18 protein-coding genes and 2 pseudogenes are annotated in these 21,361 nt (G+C 71.3%); 11 read left to right on the top strand and 9 right to left on the bottom strand.

All coding sequences use genetic code 11. From position 1 onward, the window contains the following. Nucleotides 1-55 precede the first annotated feature (55 nt). From ACFYW8_RS02945 to ACFYW8_RS02935, 3 genes are all read right to left on the bottom strand, one after another. Nucleotides 56-1,288 carry an MAB_1171c family putative transporter gene (locus ACFYW8_RS02945; protein ID WP_389066765.1) on the bottom strand — a complete coding sequence of 411 codons (1,233 nt, stop codon included), beginning with the start codon at nucleotides 1,286-1,288 and terminating at the stop codon, nucleotides 56-58. Between the two features lie 445 nt (nucleotides 1,289-1,733). After that, on the bottom strand, nucleotides 1,734-2,585 hold the full coding sequence (locus ACFYW8_RS02940) for a ketose-bisphosphate aldolase (protein ID WP_389066761.1): 852 nt from the start codon (nucleotides 2,583-2,585) through the stop codon (nucleotides 1,734-1,736). 33 nt (nucleotides 2,586-2,618) lie between these two features. Next, entirely contained in the window at nucleotides 2,619-3,500 is an 882-nt protein-coding gene (locus ACFYW8_RS02935) for an SIS domain-containing protein (protein WP_389066758.1), read from the bottom strand. A gap of 122 nt (nucleotides 3,501-3,622) precedes the next feature. On the opposite strand from ACFYW8_RS02935, the gene ACFYW8_RS02930 reads away from it, so the two are divergent. From ACFYW8_RS02930 to ACFYW8_RS02905, 6 genes and pseudogenes are all read left to right on the top strand, one after another. Beyond that, nucleotides 3,623-4,402: a DeoR/GlpR family DNA-binding transcription regulator gene (locus ACFYW8_RS02930; protein WP_389066754.1), complete on the top strand. Its 780-nt coding sequence runs from the start codon at nucleotides 3,623-3,625 to the stop codon at nucleotides 4,400-4,402. A gap of 278 nt (nucleotides 4,403-4,680) precedes the next feature. Further along, nucleotides 4,681-5,933 (top strand): annotated as a pseudogene (locus ACFYW8_RS02925) (MFS transporter). Between the two features lie 164 nt (nucleotides 5,934-6,097). After that, on the top strand, nucleotides 6,098-7,543 hold the full coding sequence (locus ACFYW8_RS02920) for a glyceraldehyde-3-phosphate dehydrogenase (protein ID WP_365873989.1): 1,446 nt from the start codon (nucleotides 6,098-6,100) through the stop codon (nucleotides 7,541-7,543). 215 nt (nucleotides 7,544-7,758) lie between these two features. Continuing rightward, a complete protein-coding gene (locus ACFYW8_RS02915; RefSeq protein ID WP_389068116.1) occupies nucleotides 7,759-8,925 on the top strand; it encodes an MFS transporter in 1,167 nt (388 codons plus the stop codon). Nucleotides 8,926-8,970: 45 nt separating this feature from the next. Continuing rightward, a pseudogene (locus tag ACFYW8_RS02910) lies at nucleotides 8,971-9,369 on the top strand (DNA alkylation repair protein); the annotation flags it as partial. Between the two features lie 195 nt (nucleotides 9,370-9,564). Continuing rightward, nucleotides 9,565-10,335 (top strand): maleylpyruvate isomerase family mycothiol-dependent enzyme, encoded by a 771-nt coding sequence (locus tag ACFYW8_RS02905; protein ID WP_365873991.1) that lies wholly within the window; start codon nucleotides 9,565-9,567, stop codon nucleotides 10,333-10,335. A 223-nt stretch (nucleotides 10,336-10,558) separates the two neighbouring features. Here ACFYW8_RS02905 and ACFYW8_RS02900 read toward each other — a convergent pair whose 3' ends face one another. Both ACFYW8_RS02900 and ACFYW8_RS02895 read right to left on the bottom strand, forming a co-directional pair. Further along, on the bottom strand, nucleotides 10,559-11,236 hold the full coding sequence (locus tag ACFYW8_RS02900) for a response regulator transcription factor (protein WP_389066746.1): 678 nt from the start codon (nucleotides 11,234-11,236) through the stop codon (nucleotides 10,559-10,561). Beyond that, a complete protein-coding gene (locus ACFYW8_RS02895) occupies nucleotides 11,233-12,486 on the bottom strand; it encodes a sensor histidine kinase (RefSeq protein WP_389066743.1) in 1,254 nt (417 codons plus the stop codon). The genes ACFYW8_RS02900 and ACFYW8_RS02895 overlap by 4 nt, the downstream gene beginning before the upstream one ends. A 125-nt stretch (nucleotides 12,487-12,611) precedes the next feature. Here ACFYW8_RS02895 and ACFYW8_RS02890 point away from each other — a divergent pair, with 125 nt between their 5' ends. Genes ACFYW8_RS02890 through ACFYW8_RS02880 form a run of 3 tightly spaced genes read left to right on the top strand, consistent with a single transcriptional unit; the run spans nucleotide 12,612 to nucleotide 15,945 of the window. After that, nucleotides 12,612-13,559 carry an ABC transporter ATP-binding protein gene (locus tag ACFYW8_RS02890; RefSeq protein WP_389066739.1) on the top strand — a complete coding sequence of 316 codons (948 nt, stop codon included), beginning with the start codon at nucleotides 12,612-12,614 and terminating at the stop codon, nucleotides 13,557-13,559. Continuing rightward, the gene (locus ACFYW8_RS02885) at nucleotides 13,556-15,112 is read left to right on the top strand and encodes a hypothetical protein (protein ID WP_389066735.1); all 1,557 of its coding nucleotides are present in this window, start codon (nucleotides 13,556-13,558) and stop codon (nucleotides 15,110-15,112) included. Before ACFYW8_RS02890 ends, ACFYW8_RS02885 begins: the two co-directional genes overlap by 4 nt. Continuing rightward, nucleotides 15,109-15,945, top strand: a complete 837-nt coding sequence (locus tag ACFYW8_RS02880; RefSeq protein WP_389066732.1) for an ABC transporter permease subunit — start codon at nucleotides 15,109-15,111, stop codon at nucleotides 15,943-15,945. Before ACFYW8_RS02885 ends, ACFYW8_RS02880 begins: the two co-directional genes overlap by 4 nt. Before the next feature lie 69 nt (nucleotides 15,946-16,014). On the opposite strand, the gene ACFYW8_RS02875 is transcribed toward ACFYW8_RS02880, so the two are convergent. Next, nucleotides 16,015-16,428, bottom strand: a complete 414-nt coding sequence (locus ACFYW8_RS02875) for a MarR family transcriptional regulator (protein WP_365874003.1) — start codon at nucleotides 16,426-16,428, stop codon at nucleotides 16,015-16,017. Between the two features lie 85 nt (nucleotides 16,429-16,513). On the opposite strand from ACFYW8_RS02875, the gene ACFYW8_RS02870 reads away from it, so the two are divergent. Together ACFYW8_RS02870 and ACFYW8_RS02865 are read left to right on the top strand one after the other, a co-directional pair. Then, a complete protein-coding gene (locus tag ACFYW8_RS02870; protein WP_365874005.1) occupies nucleotides 16,514-18,001 on the top strand; it encodes an MFS transporter in 1,488 nt (495 codons plus the stop codon). Between the two features lie 69 nt (nucleotides 18,002-18,070). Next, on the top strand, nucleotides 18,071-18,406 hold the full coding sequence (locus ACFYW8_RS02865) for a DUF6332 family protein (RefSeq protein ID WP_389066721.1): 336 nt from the start codon (nucleotides 18,071-18,073) through the stop codon (nucleotides 18,404-18,406). On the opposite strand, the gene ACFYW8_RS02860 is transcribed toward ACFYW8_RS02865, so the two are convergent. The 3 genes from ACFYW8_RS02860 to ACFYW8_RS02850 form a co-directional block, all read right to left on the bottom strand. Further along, a complete protein-coding gene (locus tag ACFYW8_RS02860; protein WP_365874009.1) occupies nucleotides 18,367-19,032 on the bottom strand; it encodes a response regulator transcription factor in 666 nt (221 codons plus the stop codon). The genes ACFYW8_RS02865 and ACFYW8_RS02860 overlap by 40 nt on opposite strands. Continuing rightward, a complete protein-coding gene (locus tag ACFYW8_RS02855; RefSeq protein WP_389066714.1) occupies nucleotides 19,029-20,264 on the bottom strand; it encodes a sensor histidine kinase in 1,236 nt (411 codons plus the stop codon). The genes ACFYW8_RS02860 and ACFYW8_RS02855 overlap by 4 nt, the downstream gene beginning before the upstream one ends. 193 nt (nucleotides 20,265-20,457) lie before the next feature. Further along, complete coding sequence (locus tag ACFYW8_RS02850) at nucleotides 20,458-21,186, bottom strand: TetR/AcrR family transcriptional regulator (protein ID WP_389066711.1); 729 nt, start codon at nucleotides 21,184-21,186, stop codon at nucleotides 20,458-20,460. Between the last annotated feature and the right edge of the window lie 175 nt (nucleotides 21,187-21,361).

Below are 21,361 nucleotides of genomic sequence, written 5' to 3'. Positions count from 1 at the left end.
CCGTCCGGCGGGACGGCGGGCCACGTGTCCGAAGCCCGGGCTGGGCCGCGCCCGGTCAGGAGAGTTGTCGTACCGCGGTCCTCCGCGACTGGACCGCGGCGTCGACGATGGGGGTGCGGACCGCCTTGGACAGGCTCAGCAGCGACGGCTGGCCCGTGTCCAGCGACCGCGAACCGGCGTCCGGCCGACTCACGCGCCCGCTGACCGAGACCACCACATCGACGTCACCGACCGAGATGCCGATGGTGCCGGTCTGCGCGACGGGGGTCTCGGTCTCGGCGAGAGCGGCCACGGCGACCATCGCGGCCATCCCGATCACCTCGGCCTCCGCCGCGCAGGAGCCGGTGGCCAGGGCGTCCCGGTAGGCGCGGCGCCGCACCTGGTCGTCGAGCTGTCCGGCGAGCCGTTTGAGGCCGTCCCGGATGGCCGTCTCCCGCGTGGTGAGCCGCAGTTCGACGTCGCCGATCGTCCGCCACGGCGGCGCCGCGACGCGGCGCCCACGGCTGGTCGGCCCAGCCAGCAGACGGAACAGCGGACGCAGACGTACGAACGTGACGGCGGAGTCGATGCGCGGACCGACGAGGGGAAGGATGTAGCCCGCCGAGGCCAGGCAGGAGCCGACGGCCACCAGCGGCGCGACGCTGGTGCTGAGACCGTCCCAGTGGTGCCCGAGCCAGTGAGCGGTCAGCGCGACGGACTTGACGACGCTGTACGCACTGGTGAACAGCCAGCCCAGCACGAGCAGGGCCAGCGAACCGCGGGTCCAGCGCCTGACCTTCCGTGTCCAGCGCCAGCACAGCAGGGTCGTCGTCACCGCGGCCACCATGTGCGCCATCAGATAGAGCACGATCATCTCCCGGATGAACGGCGTCGAGGCGTAGTAGGTGTCGAAGTCGGCCCGGCGCTCGACCGGCGTGTCGCCCAGCGCGAACAGGACGCCCTCGGCCGCGATCACTCCCAGGTAGCTGAACAGCCAGGCCCGGGACGTGCGCCGCACCTGGACGGGGTCGCTGCCGCGCCAGTGCACGATGAGAATGAGGGAAGCCGCGCCGAAGGCGGTCACCGCGCCGTAGGTCAGTGGCGCCGCCACATTCGGTATGCCCGTAAGGCTGTTGACCAGGGCGACGGTGGGTGGCGCGCCGAGTACGAAGCAGAGTCCCGACAGCAGGATGACGGCGCAGAACGACCGCTTGAGCGGGTCTCTCCAGTGGCGGCGCAGGTCGGGCAGCTGGGCGGCGAGTCCCATCCACAGGACGGCCGCGGCCAGGTAGTAGATCAGTCCGTTCACATCGGGCCCAGGGGCACGCGCGGGCGGACTTCTCGATGCGCGCCGGGGCGCGGAACGTCGGCGGACGTCGCACCGTTCACCATCGTGCACGGGTCCTCTTCGCGCACCGACACGCGAATACAAGCCAGAAGTTGACCGCTCAAGGCCTTCTCCGTCCTGCGCCCGGTCCAGCGTCGGCTACGCCCCGAAAACACCGCAAACCCCTGCTCCCCGTGTTCATGGGGCATGCGGTCGCCTGCCCGAGTGGCCTCCGGGGCGATGCTTCACCCTCGAGCCTGCCGTGCCCTTTCGGCCTTCTCATACTTGTTCACCCTAGCCACCTTGTCACCCACTCGAACTGTCGTCGGTGCAAAAGCGCGTACGCCAGGAGTGGCTTAGACCGGACCCGGCGCGGGTGAAGCGGCTTTGGGACGCATTTCAGGCTGTACAGGCATCCGGACGGCGCTCAGCCCCGCAGCACGCCGATGAGTCCCGTCACGGTCCGCGCCATCGCCTCCCGGCCCACGCCGAGGTACTTACGTGAGTCCACGGCGTCGGGACTGGCGGCGAGGAACTCCCGTATGGCGCCCGTCATCGCGATGTTCAGCGCGGTGCCGACGTTGACCTTGGCGATTCCGCCCTCGACGGCCGCCCGGAGTTCGCCGTCGGGCACCCCGGAGGAACCGTGCAGGACGAGGGGGACACCGAGCGAGGCGGCCAGCCGCTTGAGCAGGTCGTGGTCGAGGGCGGCGGTCCGGGTGGTCATCGCGTGCGAGCTGCCGATCGCCACGGCCAGCGCGTCCACACCGGAGTCGGCCACGAAGCCACGGGCCTCCATGGGATCGGTGCGGGCGCCGGGCGCGTGCGCGTCCCGGGGCGGTTCGCCCTTCTTGCCGCCGATCTCGCCCAACTCGGCCTCGATCCAAAGGCCTTGGGCGTGCGCCCAGTCGGCGGCGGCCCGGGTCGCGGTGAGGTTCTCCTCGTAGGGCAGACGGGACGCGTCGTACATGACGGAGCTGAAGCCGGCACGGGACGCCTGTCGCAGCAGGTCGTCGCTCTGTACGTGGTCGAGGTGCAACGCGACGGGTACCGAGGCACGTTCGGCGGCGGCGGTCGCGGCGCGGGCCAGCGGGAGCAGTCGGCCGTAGCGGAACTTGACCACGTTCTCGCTGACTTGGAGCACGACGGGCGCGTCGGCGGACTCCGCGCCCGCGATGACGGCCTCGACGTGCTCCAGGGTGATGACGTTGAACGCGGCGACGGCGGTCCGCGACTCGGCGGCCTCGGCGACCAGCTCTCCGGTTGCTGCGAGGGGCACAACTCCTCCTTCTCCGTGGATGACCGGGCCGGCTCAGTGGCTGAGGATCACCGAGCGGGTGAGGTGGCGCGGCTGGTCGGGGTCCAGGCCGCGCGCCGCGGCGACGGCGACGGCGAGGCGCTGGGCGCGGACCAGTTCGGCGAGCGGGTCCAGGCCGCCGTCCACCCACAACCCGCCGGTCCCCCGGACCTGTTCGGCCAGCCCCTCGGGTGCCTCGCCGAGCATCAGGGTGGCGGTGCCGTGGGTGGTGATGCTGATGGGACCGTGCCGGTACTCCATCGCCGGATAGGCCTCGGTCCAGGCGAGGGACGCCTCCCGCATCTTGAGCCCGGCCTCGTTGGCGAGGCCGACGGTCCACCCGCGGCCGAGGAAGGTGAACTGCGAGCAGCCGACGAGCCCTTCGGGCAGCGGTGTGCCGAGCGCGGTGCGCGCGTCGGCGACGACGGCGTCGCTGTGCAGACCGAGGTGGGCCCGGAGCAGGGTCAGCGCGGTGGTCGCGAACCGGGTCTGCACGACGGACTGCTCGTCGGCGAAGCCGAGCACGACGACGTCGTCCGCCGACTCCATCACCGGCGTGTGCGGATCGGCGGTGACGGCGGTCGTACGGGTGTGTCCGCGCAGCCGCCCGAGAAGTTCGAGCACTTCGGTGGTCGTCCCGGAGCGCGTCAGGGCGATCACGCGATCGTACGGGCGGCCCGCGGGGAACTCCGAGGCGGCGAACGCGTCCGTCTCGCCCTGTCCGCACTGTTCGCGCAGCGCGGCCGCGGCCTGCGCCATGAAGAACGAGGTGCCGCAGCCCACGATCGCGACGCGTTCCCCCGCCGCCGGCAGCGCGGCTTCGTGCACGGCCGCCTGTTCGGCGACGCGCATCCAGCACTCGGGCTGGCTGTTCAGCTCGTCCTCGACATGAGTCATGCCCTACCCCTCCCACGGATGCTTGTTCTTGCAAGATATAGCGAGTTTTCGAGCACAATCAAGCATTTGAGCGCAGGCGGGGTGCGTTATGGTCACGGAGGATCGAGGAACGGAGGGTGCGGATGTCGCGGGACGCCCGGTGGAAGGCGCTGCTGGAACTGCTCGTGGAGCGGGGCCGCCTGGATGTCGAGGAGGCCGCGACGGAGCTGGAGGTCTCGGCGGCGACGATCCGGCGCGACTTCGATCAGCTCGCCGAGCAGCAGATGCTCGTGCGCACCCGGGGCGGCGCGGTCGTGCACGGCGTCTCCTACGAGCTGCCCCTGCGCTACAAGACGGCCCGCCACGCCTCGGAGAAACAGCGCATCGCGAAGGCGGTCGCCGACCTCATCGCCCCCGGCGAGGCGGTGGGCCTGACGGGCGGGACGACGACGACCGAGGTGGCCCGCGCCCTGGCCGTACGCCCCGACCTGGCGTCGGGCTCCCCCGCGCTGACCGTCGTCACGAACGCGCTGAACATCGCGAACGAACTCGCCGTGCGCCCCCAGTTCAAGATCGTGGTGACCGGCGGGGTGGCCCGGCCGCAGTCGTACGAGCTCATCGGACCGCTCGCGGACGGCGTTCTCGGGCAGATCACCCTCGATGTCGCGGTGCTCGGCGTGGTCGCCTTCGACGCCGCACACGGCGCCGCCGCCCACGACGAGGCGGAGGCCGCGATCAACCGCCTCCTGTGCGAGCGGGCCGAGCGCGTGATCGTCGCCGCCGACTCCAGCAAACTCGGGCAGCGCGCGTTCGCCCGCATCTGCGGGGCCGAGTGGGTGGGCACCCTCGTGACGGACGCGGCGGCGGGGCCCGAGACGATCGGACGGTTCGAGGAGGCGGGGATCGCGGTCATGGCCGTATGACCTCGATCCCGTCGCCCGACCTCGACCCCTTCGCCTGCCATCCGCCCCGTCGCCCGGCATCGAAACGTCGCTCGCCATCGATCCCGTCGCCCGGCATGGAGATCGTCGTCGTACGACGGTGACGCCTCGGGCGGCGGACGGGCCGCACGAGGCCCTGACCGGTCTGACCCACTGCGGTCCGCTCGCTCGGATGCTCCGGTCGACCAGATGCTCCGGTCGACGCGAGAGCGATCGGGCGAAGAGCAGCGATCGGGCGAAGACCTGGGAGGCACACCGGAATGCGGGTCAGGCGGTCGCTCGGGCGGCGGTTCGGGTGGCTGTGGACGGCCTACGCGGTCAGCACGCTGGGCACCTGGCTCGCGTTCGACGCGTTTCCGCTGATCGCCATTCTCGTGCTGCACGCCGGTCCGGCCGAGGTGTCGGCGCTGGCCGCCGCGGGGCTCGCGGTGGGAGCGGCCGTCGCCGTGCCGCTCGGACCGTGGATGGAGTTCCGTCGCAAACGGCCCGTGACGGTGACGATGGACCTGGTCAGGTTCGCGGCGCTGCTGAGCGTGCCCGCCGCGTTCGCGCTCGGCCGGCTGGGCTTCGCCCACCTCCTGGTCGTGTCCGTGATCGTCGCGGCGGCCGACATCACCTTCAAGGCGGCCGGCGGTTCCACTCTGAAGGAGCTCGTACGACCTGAGGATCTCCTCGTCGCGAACGCGCGCTTCGAGTCCACGACCTGGACCGCCACCGTGCTCGGCCCACCGCTCGGCGGAGCGGCGATCGGCCTGTTCGGCCCGGTGATCACCGTCTTCGCCGACGCCATGAGCTTCCTGCTCTCGGCCCTGGGAATCCGCGCCATCGGCGGGAAGGAACAGCCGCCCGAGCGCCCCGTCCCCCGGGCCCGGCTCCGCGCCCGCGACCTGCTCGAAGGCTGGCGGTACATCCTGAGCAGCGCGGCCCTGCGCCCGCTTTTCCTCAACACCGTCCTGGTCAACGGTCTGATCCTGGCGGCATCGCCCGTGCTCGCCACCCTGATGCTCGGCCGGCTCGGCTTCTCGCCCTGGCAGTACGGTCTCGCGTTCGGCGTGCCCTGTCCGGGAGGGCTGATCGGGTCGCGTCCGGCCCGCCCGCTCGTCGCACGGTTCGGGCAGCACCGGGTCCTGCGCGTGGCGGGCACCCTGCGGGCTTGCTGGCCGCTCGGTCTCGCCCTCGTACGTCCCGGCGCCGCCGGGCTCGCGCTCGTCATGTGCGTGCAGTTCTGCCTGCTCGTCTGCATGGGCGTGTCAACCCGGTGTTCGCCACCTACCGGCTCGAACGGACCGCCACGGACCGGACCGCCCGCACCCTGTCCGCGTGGTCGGTCAGCAGCAACGCGACGATCGCGGCCCTCACCGCCCCGTGGGGGCTGCTGGCCGCCGCCACCGGCCCGCGCACGGCCGTGGCCGCCGCAGGCCTGCTCATCCTGACGACTCCCCTGCTGCTCCCCCGGAGTCACCGGGCGCCACGGCAGGACCGCGAGCCTGCGCGGGCCCGCCCGGCGCCGTAACCGCCGCACTGATCGGCGCAGCCGCGCCCGAGGGGTCTCCGCGCCCGAACCATGCGGCGGGCGCCGCGGCGGACGCCGTCTTCCTCACGAGTGGACACCGCGTGAACGGCCGGAAAGAGGGTCCGGTTAGCATATGAGCGCCACCTAGCTCGAAAGATGATTCTGTGACTGTCAACGACGACGCGTTCACCAACTGGAAGACCCGCGAAGAGATCGCGGAGTCGATGATCCCGATCATCGGGAGGCTGCACCGGGAGCAGGACGTCACGATCCTCCTGCACAGCCGCTCCCTGGTGAACAAGTCGGTGGTGAGCATCCTCAAGACCCACCGCTTCGCCCGGCAGATCGCCGGCGAGGAGCTCTCGGTCACCGACACGCTGCCGTTCCTGCGGACGCTCACCACGCTCGATCTCGGCCCGTCCCAGATCGACATCGGCATGCTCGCCGCGACGTACCGGGCCGACGACCGCGGCCTGTCCGTCGAGGAGTTCACCGCCGAGGCGGTCTCCGGCGCGATCGGCGAGAACAAGATCGAGCGCCGCGAGGGGCGTGACGTCGTCCTCTACGGGTTCGGCCGCATCGGCCGCCTCCTCGCCCGCCTGCTCATCGAGAAGACCGGCTCGGGCAACGGTCTGCGGCTGCGCGCGATCGTCGTGCGCCAGGGCGGCGAGCAGGACATCGTCAAGCGCGCCTCACTGCTGCGCCGCGACTCCATCCACGGCCAGTTCCAGGGCACGATCACGGTCGACGAGGCGAACAGCACGATCATCGCCAACGGCAACGAGATCAAGGTCATCTACGCCGGCGACCCGTCCGAGGTCGACTACACGACGTACGGCATCAAGGACGCCATCCTCGTCGACAACACCGGCAAGTGGCGTGATCGCGAAGGTCTGTCGAACCACCTGCGCCCCGGCATCGACAAGGTCGTCCTGACGGCGCCGGGCAAGGGCGACGTCCCGAACATCGTGCACGGCGTCAACCACGACATGATCAAGCCGGACGAGCGGATCCTGTCCTGCGCCTCCTGCACCACCAACGCGATCGTGCCGCCGCTCAAGGCGATGGCGGAGGAGTACGGCGTTCTGCGCGGCCACGTGGAGACCGTCCACTCGTTCACCAACGACCAGAACCTGCTGGACAATTACCACAGCTCCGACCGTCGGGGCCGCTCCGCACCGCTGAACATGGTCATCACCGAGACGGGGGCCGCCTCCGCGGTCGCCAAGGCGCTGCCCGACCTCAAGGCGCCGATCACCGGCAGTTCGATCCGCGTCCCGGTGCCGGACGTCTCGATCGCGATCCTCAGCCTGCGCCTGGGCCGCGCGACCACCCGCGAAGAGGTCCTCGACTACCTCCGCAACGTCTCGCTGACCTCACCGCTCAAGCGCCAGATCGACTTCATCAGCGCCCCCGACGCGGTGTCCAGCGACTTCATCGGCTCGCGCCACGCCTCGATCGTCGACGCCGGAGCCACCAAGGTCGAGGACGACAACGCGATCCTCTACCTCTGGTACGACAACGAGTTCGGCTACTCCTGCCAGGTCATCCGTGTCGTCCAGCACGTCTCCGGGGTCGAGTACCCGACCTTCCCGGCTCCGGCGGTCTGAGCGAAGGGCGACGCACGGTTCGCCGTCCGGGCAGGCGGGACGGCGAACAGACGAACGGCGGGGCGATACGACATCCCATCTCGTGGGGGTGCCGGTCGCCCCGTTTCCGTCGCGGGACCCCGCCCGGGGCAGCCCACCACCCCCTTGCCCCGAGCACGGCACCCGCCTAACGTGAGTTTGTGTCGCGAATAAACAAAACCGTCCCGCACAGCGTCGTGCCCGACCGCTCCCTCATCCGGCTCCGCGTCGTCCTGACCGCCTTCTTCGCCCTCGACGGCTTCGTCTTCGCCGGCTGGGTCGTCCGCATCCCCGCCGTCAAGCACCAGACCGGCGCCTCCGCCGGCGCCCTCGGCCTCGCACTCCTCGGCGTCTCCGCCGGCGCGGTGATCACCATGATGCTGACGGGACGGCTCTGCCGACGGTTCGGCAGCCACCCGGTGACCGTGGTCTGCGGCGTTTCGCTGTCCGTGAGCGTCGTCCTGCCGCCGCTGACCCGCTCCGTACCCGCCCTGAGCCTCGTCCTGCTGGTCTTCGGCGCGGCCTACGGCGGTATCAACGTCGCCATGAACAGCGCTGCCGTCGATCTCGTGGCCGCACTCCGGCGCCCGGTGATGCCCAGTTTCCACGCGGCGTACAGCCTGGGCGGCATGCTCGGGGCGGGGCTCGGCGGGCTGGTCGCCGGGCACCTGTCACCGACGCGCCATCTGCTCGGGATCGCCGCCCTCGGCCTGCTCGTGACCGCCGTCGCCGGGCCCGTGCTGTTGCGGGAAGACGTTCCCGGGCCACCCGACCGCCCACGGAGCGACAGGAGCGCGGCGGCCTCGCGTCCCGACCGCCGCATCCGTGGTCCGGTGGTCGTCTTCGGGCTCATCGCCCTGTGCACGGCGTACGGCGAAGGCGCGATCGCGGACTGGGGCGCCCTCCACCTGGAGCAGGACCTGAAGGCACACCCGGGGATCGCGGCCGCCGGTTACTCGTGTTTCGCCCTCGCCATGACGATCGGCCGCCTGAGCGGGACGGCACTTCTCGAACGGCTGGGCCGGACCCGCACGCTGGTGGCGGGCGGCACGACGGCCGCGCTCGGCATGCTGCTCGGCTCGCTCGCGCCCTCCGCCTGGGCGGCACTGCTCGGATTCGCCGTCACCGGACTCGGCCTCGCCAACATCTTCCCCGTCGCGGTCGAGCGCGCCGGCGTGCTCGCCGGAGCGAGCGGGGTCGCCGTCGCCTCCACCCTCGGGTACGGGGGCATGCTGCTGGGGCCGCCCGCGATCGGGTTCATGGCCGACTGGTACTCCTTGCCCACGGCGCTCACGAGCGTCGCCGCACTGGCGGCCGTGGCCGCCCTGATCGGATTCGCGACGCGCCGAGCGGCCGTGGCGTGAGAGGGCACGGGGCCATCGGCGACGGGCGCGCGGGGCAAACGGTCTCTGAAGAAGAGCCCGCACTCCGAGGAACTGCGCCTGGCTTGGTCCGCGGATCCGGATCCGGTGGTCGCGAGCGCCGGTTGGGCTCTGACCACCGAGCGCGTGGCGAAGAGGCCAGAGGGCCTCGACCTCGCGGGACTGCTCGACGTCATCGAGGCGGAGATGAAGGACGCCCCGGATCGCCTTCAGTGGGCGATGAACCACTGCCTGGCCCAGAGCGGGATCGATCACACCGAGTACCGCGCCCGCGCCACCGACATCGGTGAGCGCCTAGTGGTGCTCAAGGACTGTCCGACTCCCCCGGGCTGCGCGTCTCCGTTCGCGCCCACCTGGATCAGCGAAATGGTGCGCAGGCAGGAGGACAAGACGGTGACTCGACCGGTGACTCGACCGGTGGCTTGATCTGGTGTGCCTTCGCCCGCGGATACTTGATCCCAGGTGCTCACCGCACCTCTGCTTCCGCCGAGCCACCGGCCGGGACGAAGTCCAAACCGACTCCTGAGCGTCAACTCCTCTCGCCGCACCCGCACCCGGCACGCCCCTCTCCCGACCCAACCGCGCTCCCCGCGCCCACACCGCGTCGGGCACACTCTCGGCATGGAGATTCGGGAGTTCGTGGAAACCCTGGACCGGGAGGGCCGGTCGCTGTTCACCGCCGCCGAGAAGGCGGGTGTCGACGCCGAGGTCGCGACCTGCGCCGGCTGGCAGGTGAAGGATCTGGTGCGGCACACCGGTATGGTCCACCGCTGGGCCACCGCATTCGTCGCCGAGGGACACACCTCGTACCACCCCGACGGTGGACTGCCGGATCTGGACGACGACGAACTGCTGACCTGGTTCCGCGAGGGGCACCGTCTGCTCGTGGACACCCTGGCCGGCGCCTCGCCCGACCTGCGGTGCTGGAGCTTCCTTCCGGCACCCTCGCCGCTCGCGTTCTGGGCGCGTCGGCAGGCGCACGAGACCACCGTGCACCGGGTCGACGCGGAGTCGGCGCTCGGCGTGGAACCGACCGCCGTCCCGCCGGACTTCGCGGTCGACGGGATCGACGAGTTGCTGCGCGGATTCCACGCGCGCGGGAAGAGCAGGGTGCGCACCGAGGAGCCCCGTGTGCTGCGGGTTCGCGCCACCGACCGCCCTGACGCCGTGTGGACCGTACGACTCTCCTCCGAGCCGCCGCAGAGCGAACGCGGCGAGCACGCGACCGCGGACACGGGCGAGGACACGGACGAGGACGTGGACTGCGAGTTGGCGGGACCGGCCGCGCGGCTCTATCTGGCTCTGTGGAACCGTGTGCCGTTCCCGAGCGTGACGGGCGACGCCTCGCTCGCCACCCTTTGGCGGGAGAACTCCGGCATCACCTGGAGCTGACGCACGGATCCGAAGTCCGGGCCGCCCGGAGACGGGCTGCGGTCGTCCGGCGCACCCGCGACGGACGACCGCGGCCCCACGCGCAGGCCGCAGACGCTCAACACGCCGAGCACGCCGACCAAGCCGAGCAGGTGTCGGTCTCCGAAGTCGGCTGCGCAGATGACTGGAGCCGGGTTCACTGAGCACGGCCTCCGCCCGCGGGCCGCCGGCCCCTGACGGCTGCTCAGTCGGGCGGGACGGCTGGGGCGATGATCCGATACCCCACGCCGGGTGTGGTGGCGATGACCGTGGGGTCGCCGAGTTTGCGGCGCAGGCGGCTGATGGTCACCGTGACGGTGTTGGTGAACGGGTCGGCGTGTTCGTCCCAGACCTGTTCGAGGAGGTTCTCCGTGCTGAGGAAGGCGGGGCTCGCGTTCAGGAGGGCTTCGAGTACCGCGAATTCCTTGACGGAGAGGTCGAGCCGGTGGCCGTCGCGGCTGACGGTGCGGCGCATCGGGTCGAGTTCGATCCCCGCCGTGCTCAGGGTGCGGGACCGGGCGGCGGGGCGGCGGCGGGCCAGTGCGCGGATGCGCAGGACGAGTTCGGGAAAGTGGAAGGGCTTGGCGAGGTAGTCGTCAGCACCCAGGGTCAGGCCGCTGACGCGGTCGCCGGGTGAGTCGGCGGCGGTCAGCATCAGGACCATCGCGCGGCCGTCCCGCTCGGTGATCATCTGGCAGAGGGTGTCGCCGTGGATGCCTGGCAGGTCGCGGTCGAGCACGACGACGTCGTACGCGTTGACGTCCAGCTTGGCCGCGGCGTCGAGCCCGTCGTGGGCCACGTCCACGGCCATGCCCTGGTCGCGCAGTCCCTCGGCGATGACTTCGGCGAGGGGGCGGGCGTCCTCGACCACCAGGACTCTCAACGCGCCACGCCCATCTCCGTGTCGGGGGCTTCCACCGTCGCCCTGCCGTCCGTACGGGGGAGGGTGATGGTGACGCGCAGGCCGCCGTCGGGGCGGGCGCGCAGGTCCAGGGTGCCGTGGTGGGCCTGGGTGATGGCCGCGACGATGGAGAGGCCGAGGCCGCTGCCCTGGCCGGTGCCGGTCCGGTCGGCGCCAAGGCGGCGGAAGGGTTGCGCGAGGTCCGCCACCCGCCGCTGGTCGAGGACCGGTCCGCTGGACTCGACGACGAGGGACACTGCGCCTGCGTCGTCTCCTTCGGCCCGTACCGCGACACTGATCCAGCCCCCGGGGTCGTTGTGCGCGATCGCGTTGTCGACCACGTTGTCGGCCACGCGGCGCAGCAGCGTCTGGCTGCCCCACACCCACGCGGAGTCGTCGATCCGGTTTTCACGCACGGTCAGCCCCTTGGCCGCGATGTCCTTTGCCCGTCCGGTCAGAGCGGTCAGCGCGAGTTGGCCGAGGGTGAGGCGCGCCGAGTCGGTGAACTCGCCGTGCTGGGTGCGAGCCAGGACGAGGAGACTCTCCAGCAGCCGGTCCACCTGGTCGAGTTCGGCGCGCATCCGGGCGGCCAGCGTGGCTGTTGTCTCGGGTATCGGACCCGGCTTGGCGAGAGCCACGTCCAGGGAGGCCCGCATCGTGGTGAGCGGGGTGCGCAGCTCGTGGGAGGCGTTGGCGACGAAGAGGCGCTGGGCGTCGAAGGAGCCCTCCAGGCGGCCGAGGAGGTCGTCGATGGTGTCGGCGAGGTCCTTCACCTCGTCGCCGGGGCCGCCGATGGCCAGACGTTCGTGCAGGCTGTCGGCGGTGATCCGGCGGGTGGCCGCTGTCATCACGCGCAGCGGGCGCAGCACCCGGCCGGCGACGAACCAGCCGAGGCCGACCGAGATCACCGCCATGACGCCGAGGGCGATGGCGGAGCCGATCAGGATCTGCCGGGACTGGGTGTCGTGCGCCTTGGCCAGCTGCTGCTCCAGCTCGTCGATGCGGCCCTGGGCCTGTGCCGCCGTGGCCGGCTGATCGGTGCCGCCATCGGGGGCGGTCCGGCTGGAGCTCGATCCGCCGGATGCCACCACGGCCGCGATGGCGAGCAGCGCCGTTCCCGACAGCAGGAACAGAGTCACGTACAAGGCGGTGAAGCGGGTGCGAACAGTGCCACGGCGCAGGCCGAGCCGGGCGGTCAGGCCCGCGAGCCGTCGGGGCGGACCCCATTTCATCCGCATGCTCCCCTCTCGCCACCGCACCAGGACACGTACCAGGCCAGGCTAAGCCGAGGCGCCTAACAGCGAGATGACAGTGGCCGTTCGGCCCCTGTAACTCGCTCGGTCACAGGGTGGGGGCCATGAGCGATGAGAGTACGAAGGCGACGATCGAGGTCATCGGTCTGCGTAAACGCTTCGGGCCACAGTTGGCTCTGGACGGGATGACGTTCACCGTGCGGCCCGGACGGGTGACCGGCTTCGTCGGCCCGAACGGCGCGGGCAAGTCCACCACCATGCGCGTGATCCTGGGCCTTGACGCAGCTGAGGAGGGAAAGGCCCTGGTCGGCGGGGTGCCGTACCGCACCCTGCGTCGCCCGCTTCGGCATCTGGGGGCACTGCTCGACGCCTCCGCGCTGCAGCCGAGCCGCACCGCCCGTAACCACCTGCTGTGGCTGGCCCACTCACAGGGCGTGTCGGCCCGGCGGGTGGACGAGGTCATCGAACAGGCGGGGCTGGGTACGGCGGCCCGGCGCAAGGCCGGCGGCTTCTCGCTGGGCATGCGTCAGCGCCTGGGGATCGCGGCGGCGCTGCTCGGTGACCCGCCGGTCCTCATGCTGGACGAGCCGTTCAACGGCCTCGACCCCGACGGCATCGTGTGGATGCGCGGCTTCCTGTCGTCGCTGGCCCGGCAGGGCCGCGCCGTCCTGGTGTCCAGTCACTTGATGAGCGAACTCGAAGACACCGCGGACCATCTCGTGGTGATCGGCCGCGGCCGGGTCGTCGCGGACACCAGCGTGTCCGGGCTGCTCGCCGAGGTGTCCGGCGGACGGGTCACCCTGCGTACCTCCGCGCCTCCGCGCGCCGCCCAGGTCCTGCGCGGCGCGGGCGCCACCGTTCTCGCCACCGGCCCCGACACCCTCGGCGTCACGGGCCTGCCCGACGAGGAGATCGTGACCCTGCTCGCCCGGAACGGGGTGCCGTTCTCCCAGGTGTCCGCGCACCGGGCGACGCTCGAAGAGGCGTACATGGAGCTCACCCGGGACGCGGTGGAGTACCGGGGCATCCCGGCGGGGGAGGCTACGCGATGACCGCCACCCTCACCCCTCGCCCCCCGGCCACGAGGCGTGCTGAGCAGAATGGGTTCCTCAGGACGCTGCACGCCGAGTGGACGAAGTTCCGTACGGTACGCGGCTGGGTCCTCGCCATGGCGGGGGCGCTCCTGGTGACGATCGTGGTCGGCCTGCTCGGCACGGCCGCCCCCGGCGGTCGCGGCGCCGACTCCGCCTCGTACCCGAAGGGCCCCGGCGGCGAGGCCGTCAACGACAGCTTCTACTTCGTCCACAAGACGCTCACTGACGACGGCACCCTCACCGTTCCCCTGCGGTCGCTGACCGGTGTGGCCGACACCGGGACCGGCAAGACGGCCCAGGGCGCCCAGCCCTGGGCGAAGGCCGGGATCATCGTGAAGGAAAGCCTCACTCAGGGAGCCCCGTACGCGGCGGTCATGGCCACCGGCGGCCACGGCGTACGCATGCAGTACGACTACACGCACGACACGGCGGGCCCTTCCGGCAACGTCTCCCGGGAGTCCCCGCGCTGGCTGCGCCTGGTCCGCTCCGGCGACAGCCTCATCGGTTACGCCTCCACCGACGGCTCCCACTGGACCAAGGTCGGCCATGCGAAGCTGCCGGGGCTTGCGCGGACCGTGCAGGCCGGGCTCTTCGCGACGTCACCGGAGGCGAAGCAGGAAACCGCGGCGGGCACGGGCTTCAGCCCTGCCGTGGCCACCGGCACCTTCGGCCGTCCCGGCCTCACCGGCGGCTGGTCCCGGAGCGCGTGGAGCGGCACACAGGTGGGCGGCGACGCGGGCACCTCCGGCAGCTATACGAACACCACCAAGGGCGGCTTCACCCAGACCGACGGCGGCGGGTTCACCGTGACCGGGGCCGGTGACATCGCACCGGTCGTCGGCGGGCCCGTCATGGGCGTCGGCTTCTCCGTCGAGAACTTCCTCGTCGGCACCTTCGCCGGGCTGATCGTGGTGATCGCCGTGGGCACGGTGTTCATCACCGGCGAGTACCGGCGTGGTCTGCTGCGTACGACCATGGCGGCAACTCCCCTGCGGGGCTGGGTGCTTGGTGCCAAGGCGCTGGTGGCCGGGGGCGTCGCGTTCGCCATCGGCCTGGTGGCCGCCGCGATCACCATTCCCATCGGGGAACGCAGCGCGCGCGGCAGGGGCTTCCATGTCTTCCCCGTCACGTCGGCGACCGAAGTACGCGTCATGGTCGGCACCGGCCTGCTCTGCGCAGCCGCCGCCGTGCTCGCCCTCGGCGTCGGTGCCCTGCTGCGGCGCGGCGGCACGGCGGTCGCCCTGGTCATCGCGTCGATCGTGCTGCCCTTCCTGCTCGCCACCTCCGGCGTACTGCCCCCGGGCGTCTCGGCGTGGCTGCTGCGGGTGACCCCGGCTGCGGGCTTCGCCATCCAGCAGACCCTGCCGCAGTACGCGCAGGTGCTCAGCGTGTACGAGCCGTCGACCGGCTACTACCCGCTGGCGCCATGGACCGGCCTCGCCGTGCTGTGCGGATACGCCGCGCTCGCCTTCGGTCTGGCCGTGGTGCGGCTGCGCGGGAGGGACGTATGAGTCTCCCGAGCGGTGCACGACTCACGAGCACGGCGGACGGCACGTGGCGAGGGGACTTCGGCCGCGCCCTGCGCGCGGAGTGGACGAAGCTGCGCACCACGGGGGACATGGGCAGGTTGCTCCTGCTCGCCGTCGCGCTGACCGTGGCCGTCGGCTGCGGCACCGCCAAGGCCGTGAAGTGCCCGGACGCGGGGTGCGGCCAGGACGCGGTCAAGCTCGCCCTGACCGGCGTCACCGTCGGGCAGGCGGTCATCGCCGTCTTCGCGGTGCTGGCCGTCAGCGGCGAGTACGGCACCGGGATGATCCGCACCACGCTCACGGCGGTGCCGAACCGGCTCACCGTCCTCACCGCCAAGGCGACGGTCCTCACCACGGTCGTCCTGGCCTCCGGGACGGCTGCCGTCCTGGCCTCCCTCCTCGTCGGCCGCTACATCCTGCCCGGCAACGGATTCACCGAGGCGCACGGCTATGCGCCGCCGTCCCTGGCAGACGGCCCGACCCTGCGCGCGGCCGTGGGGTCGGTCCTCTACCTCGTCCTGATCGCCCTGATCGGTCTCGGCGTGGCGACGGCGGTACGGGAGGCGGCGACCGCCATCGGGATCGTGCTCGGGCTGCTCTATCTCTTCCCGGTCGTCACCCAGGTGGTCAAGGACCCGGAGTGGCAGCGCCACCTCCAGCAGATCTCGCCCATGTCCGCCGGACTCGCGGTCCAAGCCACCGTCCATCTGCACGAGCTGCCCATCGGCCCGTGGACCGGCCTGGGCGTGCTCGCCACGTGGGCCGCGGCCGCGCTGCTGGTCGGCAGCCTGCTGCTGTACAGGCGCGACGCGTAACCGAATCGAGCCGACCGCGAGCACCGTGGCTTCGGGCCCCGACGACTCCAGTCAGAACTGGCAGGCCGGTCACCCGCCGGAAGCCGCCGAACCGTCCGCCAGCATCCGGGTAAGGACCGCGCGCTGCAACGGCAGCACCTCGCCGTGCAGTTCGCGCCCCTTCGGCGTGACGCACACGCGCACGCCCCGCCGGTCCTCGGCGCACATTCCGCGGATCACCAGGCCGTCCTTCTCCAGTCGCCCGATCAGCCGGGACAGGGCGCTCTGACTGAGATGGACCCGCTCGGAGATCTCCTGGACGCGGAAGGAGGTGCCGCCGTCCGCCGCGGTACCCACCGCCAGTACGTCGAGCACCTCGAAGTCACTGGCGCCCAGGCCGTGTCGGTGCAACTCACGGTCGAGCTCGCAGACGGTGCGGGCATGCACCGCCAGGATGTCGCGCCACTGGTCCACGAGCCCTCGCTCGGCATTCTCCGCCGCCATGCGCGCACCGTAGCAAAGAAAGAACTTTGTTGCATCGGAATTAAATGCACTTGCATTGAATGCGTGTGCATGTAACCTCTCCGGCATGACCTCTCCGCTCACCCACCCCGCGCCCCAGGGACGCTGGACCCCCCGACTGTGGGGCACCCTGCTGGTGCTCTGCGCCGCCATGTTCCTGGACGCCCTGGATGTGTCGATGGTCGGCGTCGCACTGCCGTCCATCGGCTCCGAACTCGACCTCTCCACCTCCACGCTCCAATGGATCGTCAGCGGCTACATCCTGGGATACGGCGGGCTGCTGCTCCTCGGCGGACGCACCGCCGACCTGCTGGGCCGCCGCCAGGTCTTCCTGGTGGCCCTCGGCGTGTTCGCGCTCGCCTCACTGCTCGGCGGGCTCGTCGACTCGGGCCCCCTGCTGATCGCCAGCCGATTCATCAAAGGTCTGAGCGCCGCGTTCACCGCGCCCGCGGGCCTGTCGATCATCACCACGACATTCGCCGAGGGCCCGCTGCGAAACCGCGCGCTCTCGATCTACACCACCTGCGCGGCCACCGGTTTCTCGATGGGCCTGGTCCTGTCCGGTCTGCTCACCGAGGCGAGCTGGCGCCTGACCATGCTGCTGCCCGCGCCCATCGCCGTCGTCGCACTGCTCGTGGGCCTGAAGCTCATCCCGCGCAGCGAGCGCGAGAAGGACCACCGCGGCTACGACATCCCGGGCGCGATCCTCGGCACCGCCTCGATGCTGCTGCTCGTCTTCACCGTCGTCCAGGCGCCCCAGGCCGGCTGGGGATCGGCGCGGACCCTCCTGTCCTTCCTCGCCGTGGCCGCGCTGCTCACCGTCTTCGTCGGCGTCGAGCGACGCAGCCCGAGCCCTCTGATCCGTCTCGGCGTCCTGCGCTCCGGCAGCCAGATCCGGGCCCAGCTGGGCGCGATGGCGTTCTTCGGCTCGTACGTCGGCTTCCAGTTCCTGGTGACGCTGTACATGCAGTCGCTGCTCGGCTGGTCGGCCCTGCACACCGCGCTCGCGTTCCTGCCGGCCGGGGCGCTGGTGGCCCTGTCCTCCACGAAGGTGGGGGCCGTCGTCGACCGGTTCGGCACACCCCGGCTCATCGCGGCGGGCTTCGCCCTGATGGTCGTCGGGTACGCGCTCTTCCTGCGCGTCGACCTCGACCCGGTCTACGCTGCGGTCATCCTGCCGACCATGCTGCTGATCGGTGCCGCGTGCGCCCTGGTCTTCCCATCCCTCAACATCCAGGCGACCAACGGCGTGGACGACCACGAGCAGGGCATGGTCTCGGGCCTGCTCAACACCTCCGTGCAGGTCGGCGGCGCGATCTTCCTCGCGGTCGTGACGGCCGTCGTCACCGCGAACTCCCCGGAGGGCTCATCGCCCCAGGACGTTCTCGACAGCTACCGGCCCGGCTTGATGGTGGTGACCGGTATCGCCCTCGCGGGTCTGCTGATCACGCTGCCAGGGCTGCGCACACGACGTCCGCAGGAGTCCGTCGTAGTCGCCCGGTCCGGTCAAGAAGTGACGGAGTCGGGGACGGAGCGGGTCGCCGTCCGTGACTAGCGGGCACCTCCGACACCCGCGCCCGGCGGGGCACTTGCCCCGCCGGGCGCGTACCTGTTGACTCGATGGATGAGCAACAACGGGGAGAACATGGACAGTTGCCGCCAGTCTTCGGACGCGTCGCGCGCACAACGGGCCCAGGCGCGGCGGGACGCGGTCACCGTCGAGATCGGATACGCCCTGGCCAGTGCGGCTTTCGTGGCGGCGGTCGCCTTCGGGGTCGTCGCCGGACCCGCCCTCTTCCTGGACCTGTCGTCCGGCGCGGTAGGGGCGTTGGAGACCTCGGGCGGCGCCCTGGCCGCCCTCCTCTTCGCGCTACGGGTGGCCACCGTACTGTTCCGCTTCCGCCACGAGGCCGCCGCGCCTCAGCCCAGCCAGCCCGGCCGCACCAGCCCCGACTCATAGGCGAGCACCACCAGTTGGGCCCGGTCGCGCGCCCCGAGTTTCACCATCGTCCGGCTGACATGGGTCTTGGCCGTGAGCGGACTGACGACCAGGCGGCGGGCGATCTCGTCGTTCGAGAGGCCGATGCCGACCAGGGCCATCACCTCCCTTTCCCGCTCGGTGAGTTCGGCGAGAGACGCGACGGACTCGGGTTCCTTGGAACGGGCCGCGAACTCGGAGATCAGCCGACGCGTCACCCCGGGCGAGAGCAGGGCATCACCCTCGACCACCGCCCGTACCGCACGCAGCAGTTCCTCGGGCTCGGTGTCCTTGACCAGAAAGCCGGAGGCACCGGAGCGGATGGCCTCGAAGACGTACTCGTCGAGCTCGAAGGTGGTGAGCATGACCACCTTGACGTCGCCGAGTTCCGGATCGCCGGTGACGCGCCGCGTGGCGGCGAGGCCGTCCAGCACGGGCATCCGGATGTCCATCAGGACGACGTCGGGGCGCAGTTCGCGTACGGTTCGCACCGCCTCCTCGCCGTCGGCCGCCTCTCCGGCCACCTCGATGTCGGGCTGCGCGTCGAGCAGCGCCTTGAAGCCTGCCCTGACCAGTGACTGGTCGTCGGCGAGCAGTACGCGGATCACCGGTCCTCCCTGACCTTCCACGGCAGTACGGCCAGCACCCGGAACCCTCCGTCGTCGCGCGGACCCGCCTCGATCGTGCCACCGAGGGCGGCCGCCCGCTCCCGCATGCCCGCGAGCCCGTTGCCGCTCCCGCCCGCGTCCGCGCCGGTGGCCGGACCGTCGTCGTCGATCCGCAGACGGAGCGCGCCCGCCGTGTGATCGAGCCGCACCCGCGCGCGACGCGAGCCCGAATGCCGTACGACGTTGGTGAGCGCCTCCTGGATGATGCGGAACGCGGCGAGGTCGGTACCCGGTGCCGGGGTCGGCACCTCGCCCTCGATCTCGACCGTCAGACCGGCGCTCGCCGCCTGCTGGACCAGCTCGGGGAGCCGGTCCAGCCCGGGGGCGGGCGCGCGCGGGGCCTCGCCCGGCGCGCGCAGGGTGTCGAGCACTTGGCGGACCTCGCCGAGCGCCTCCTTGCTGGCCGCCTTGATGGTGGTGAGCGCGGTACGCGCCTGTTCGGGGTCGGAGTCGAGGAGCGCGAGGCCGACTCCCGCCTGGACGTTGATCACCGAGATGCTGTGCGCCAGTACGTCGTGCAGTTCGCGGGCGATCCGCAGCCGTTCCTCGTCCGCGCGCCGCTTGGCCGCCAGCGCGCGCTCGGCCCTGTCACGACTCCACTGCTCACGGCGCACACGCACCAGCTCGGACAGGGCCACCACCGCCACCACCCAGGTGGCGATGCCGATCTCCTGCATCCAGGAAGGGGATCGGTCCCCCGTCGGGGGCAGCCAGCGGTACAGCCAGTGGCCGACCACGAGATGTCCTGCCCACAGCAGGCCGACCGCCGTCCAGGCGGCCCTGCGGTGCCCGGCGACGACGGCACTGAAGCAGCCCACAGCGACCGGGAGGAAGACCGGTCCGTACGGATATCCAGCGGCCACGTAGACCAGGGCCACGGCGGCGGTGCCGAACACGACGAACACGGGGTACCGCTGTCGCCAGAGCAGCAGACCGGAGCCCACCAGGAGGAGCGCCCGGGAGAAGAAGTCCAGGGCGAGCCGGTCGTCGTGCTGGGCGTGGGCGGCGAAGTTGGAGCCGAGGAGCACGAAGGCGGTCAGCAGCAGGGTGGAACGCCACGGCCATCGCTCGCGGGGCTCCTCGCCGTTCCAGCGGTTCCACCCGGGCGGCCCGTGCCGCCACCACCGTGGACCGCCCCACGTCGAGGCCGTGGGTGTGTGCTGCTCTTCCATGACCGTCACGCTAGACGGCCGACCACCGCTGCGGCGTCCGCCGGGCGAGGTGATCACTCGTACTCCCCGCGGAGTACGGAGGGGTACGGATCGGGTACGGAGCGGGTAAGAACGGCACGGCATACGACGGCGGGAGCACGACCGGGGCTACGGCTGGGCGTACGACCGGGAGTACGGCGCCGTGGAGACGCGGCTAGGACGGAGGCGCCCCGCCGGCGGTCGCGGCCTGCTCCGGGTACACGAGCCCCACGTCGTGCGCGAGCCTCCCCACGGCCTGCCGGAAGAACGGCTCGCGGTCCTCCACGACCCGGTTGAACTGCCCGAACAGTTCGAACCCGATCAGCCCGTAGAGCTGGGCCCACGAGGCCACCAGCGCCACGATCACCTCGGGCGGCAGATCGGGCGCGAGATCGGCGGACATCCGCTGCGCCTCGGCCTTCAGTCCGGCGGACAGGGGTGTGCGGGCCACGCCCTTGCCCCGATAGGCGTCCCGGACGACGCCGATCAGGAGCACGCCGACCCGGGAGGCGGCCGGAACGGTCTCCTGCGGAGCCGTGTACCCGGGGACGGGGGAACCGTAGATGAGCGCGTACTCGTGCGGATGCTCCAGAGCCCAGCGCCGCGCCGCCACGCACACGGTGACCCAGCGCTCCCTGGGACCGGCGGCGGCGACCTCGGCGTGCGCGGACTCGGCCGCCTCTCCGAGGGAGTCGTAGGCGTCGATGATGAGCGCGGTCAGCAGGTCGTCCCGGCTGGGGAAGTACCGGTAGAGCGCGGAGGAGACCATCCCCAGCTCACGGGCCACGGCCCGCAGCGAGAGCTTGGCGGCGCCCTCGGCGGCGAGCTGTCTGCGCGCCTCGTCCTTGATGGCCGCGGTGACCTCGATCCTGGCTCGGGCACGTGCCCCTCGCGCGGTACTCATACAGAGCAGTGTCCCACGTTCAGAGCAGTGCACACAAAGGAGAGCATCGATCCGGATGTGGATCAGTGCTCCGGTTCGCGATCAGCAACCCGACCCGAGCGAGAGCGGCACACAAAAACGAGAGCGCTGCTCTTGCATTGGATCACCGATCCGATGCAGACTCTTCTCAAGCGAG

It is taken from the genome of Streptomyces sp. NPDC002742 (assembly GCF_042888885.1).
In the GTDB taxonomy this organism is placed as follows: Bacteria; Actinomycetota; Actinomycetes; order Streptomycetales; family Streptomycetaceae; genus Streptomyces.
The sequence above is the reverse complement of the archived record's forward strand: the minus strand, read 5'-3'. Positions and strand labels throughout refer to the sequence as shown.

Coding starts and splice junctions, on each gene's coding strand:
- ACFYW8_RS02935 (WP_389066758.1), bottom strand. CDS start 3,500: ATGACTCATGTCGAGGACGAGCTGAACAGCCAGCCCGAGTGCTGGATG.
- ACFYW8_RS02865 (WP_389066721.1), top strand. CDS start 18,071: ATGAGCAACAACGGGGAGAACATGGACAGTTGCCGCCAGTCTTCGGAC.
- ACFYW8_RS02870 (WP_365874005.1), top strand. CDS start 16,514: ATGACCTCTCCGCTCACCCACCCCGCGCCCCAGGGACGCTGGACCCCC.
- ACFYW8_RS02850 (WP_389066711.1), bottom strand. CDS start 21,186: ATGAGTACCGCGCGAGGGGCACGTGCCCGAGCCAGGATCGAGGTCACC.
- ACFYW8_RS02905 (WP_365873991.1), top strand. CDS start 9,565: ATGGAGATTCGGGAGTTCGTGGAAACCCTGGACCGGGAGGGCCGGTCG.
- ACFYW8_RS02930 (WP_389066754.1), top strand. CDS start 3,623: ATGTCGCGGGACGCCCGGTGGAAGGCGCTGCTGGAACTGCTCGTGGAG.
- ACFYW8_RS02875 (WP_365874003.1), bottom strand. CDS start 16,428: ATGGCGGCGGAGAATGCCGAGCGAGGGCTCGTGGACCAGTGGCGCGAC.
- ACFYW8_RS02880 (WP_389066732.1), top strand. CDS start 15,109: ATGAGTCTCCCGAGCGGTGCACGACTCACGAGCACGGCGGACGGCACG.
- ACFYW8_RS02890 (WP_389066739.1), top strand. CDS start 12,612: ATGAGCGATGAGAGTACGAAGGCGACGATCGAGGTCATCGGTCTGCGT.
- ACFYW8_RS02885 (WP_389066735.1), top strand. CDS start 13,556: ATGACCGCCACCCTCACCCCTCGCCCCCCGGCCACGAGGCGTGCTGAG.
- ACFYW8_RS02895 (WP_389066743.1), bottom strand. CDS start 12,486: ATGAAATGGGGTCCGCCCCGACGGCTCGCGGGCCTGACCGCCCGGCTC.
- ACFYW8_RS02855 (WP_389066714.1), bottom strand. CDS start 20,264: ATGGAAGAGCAGCACACACCCACGGCCTCGACGTGGGGCGGTCCACGG.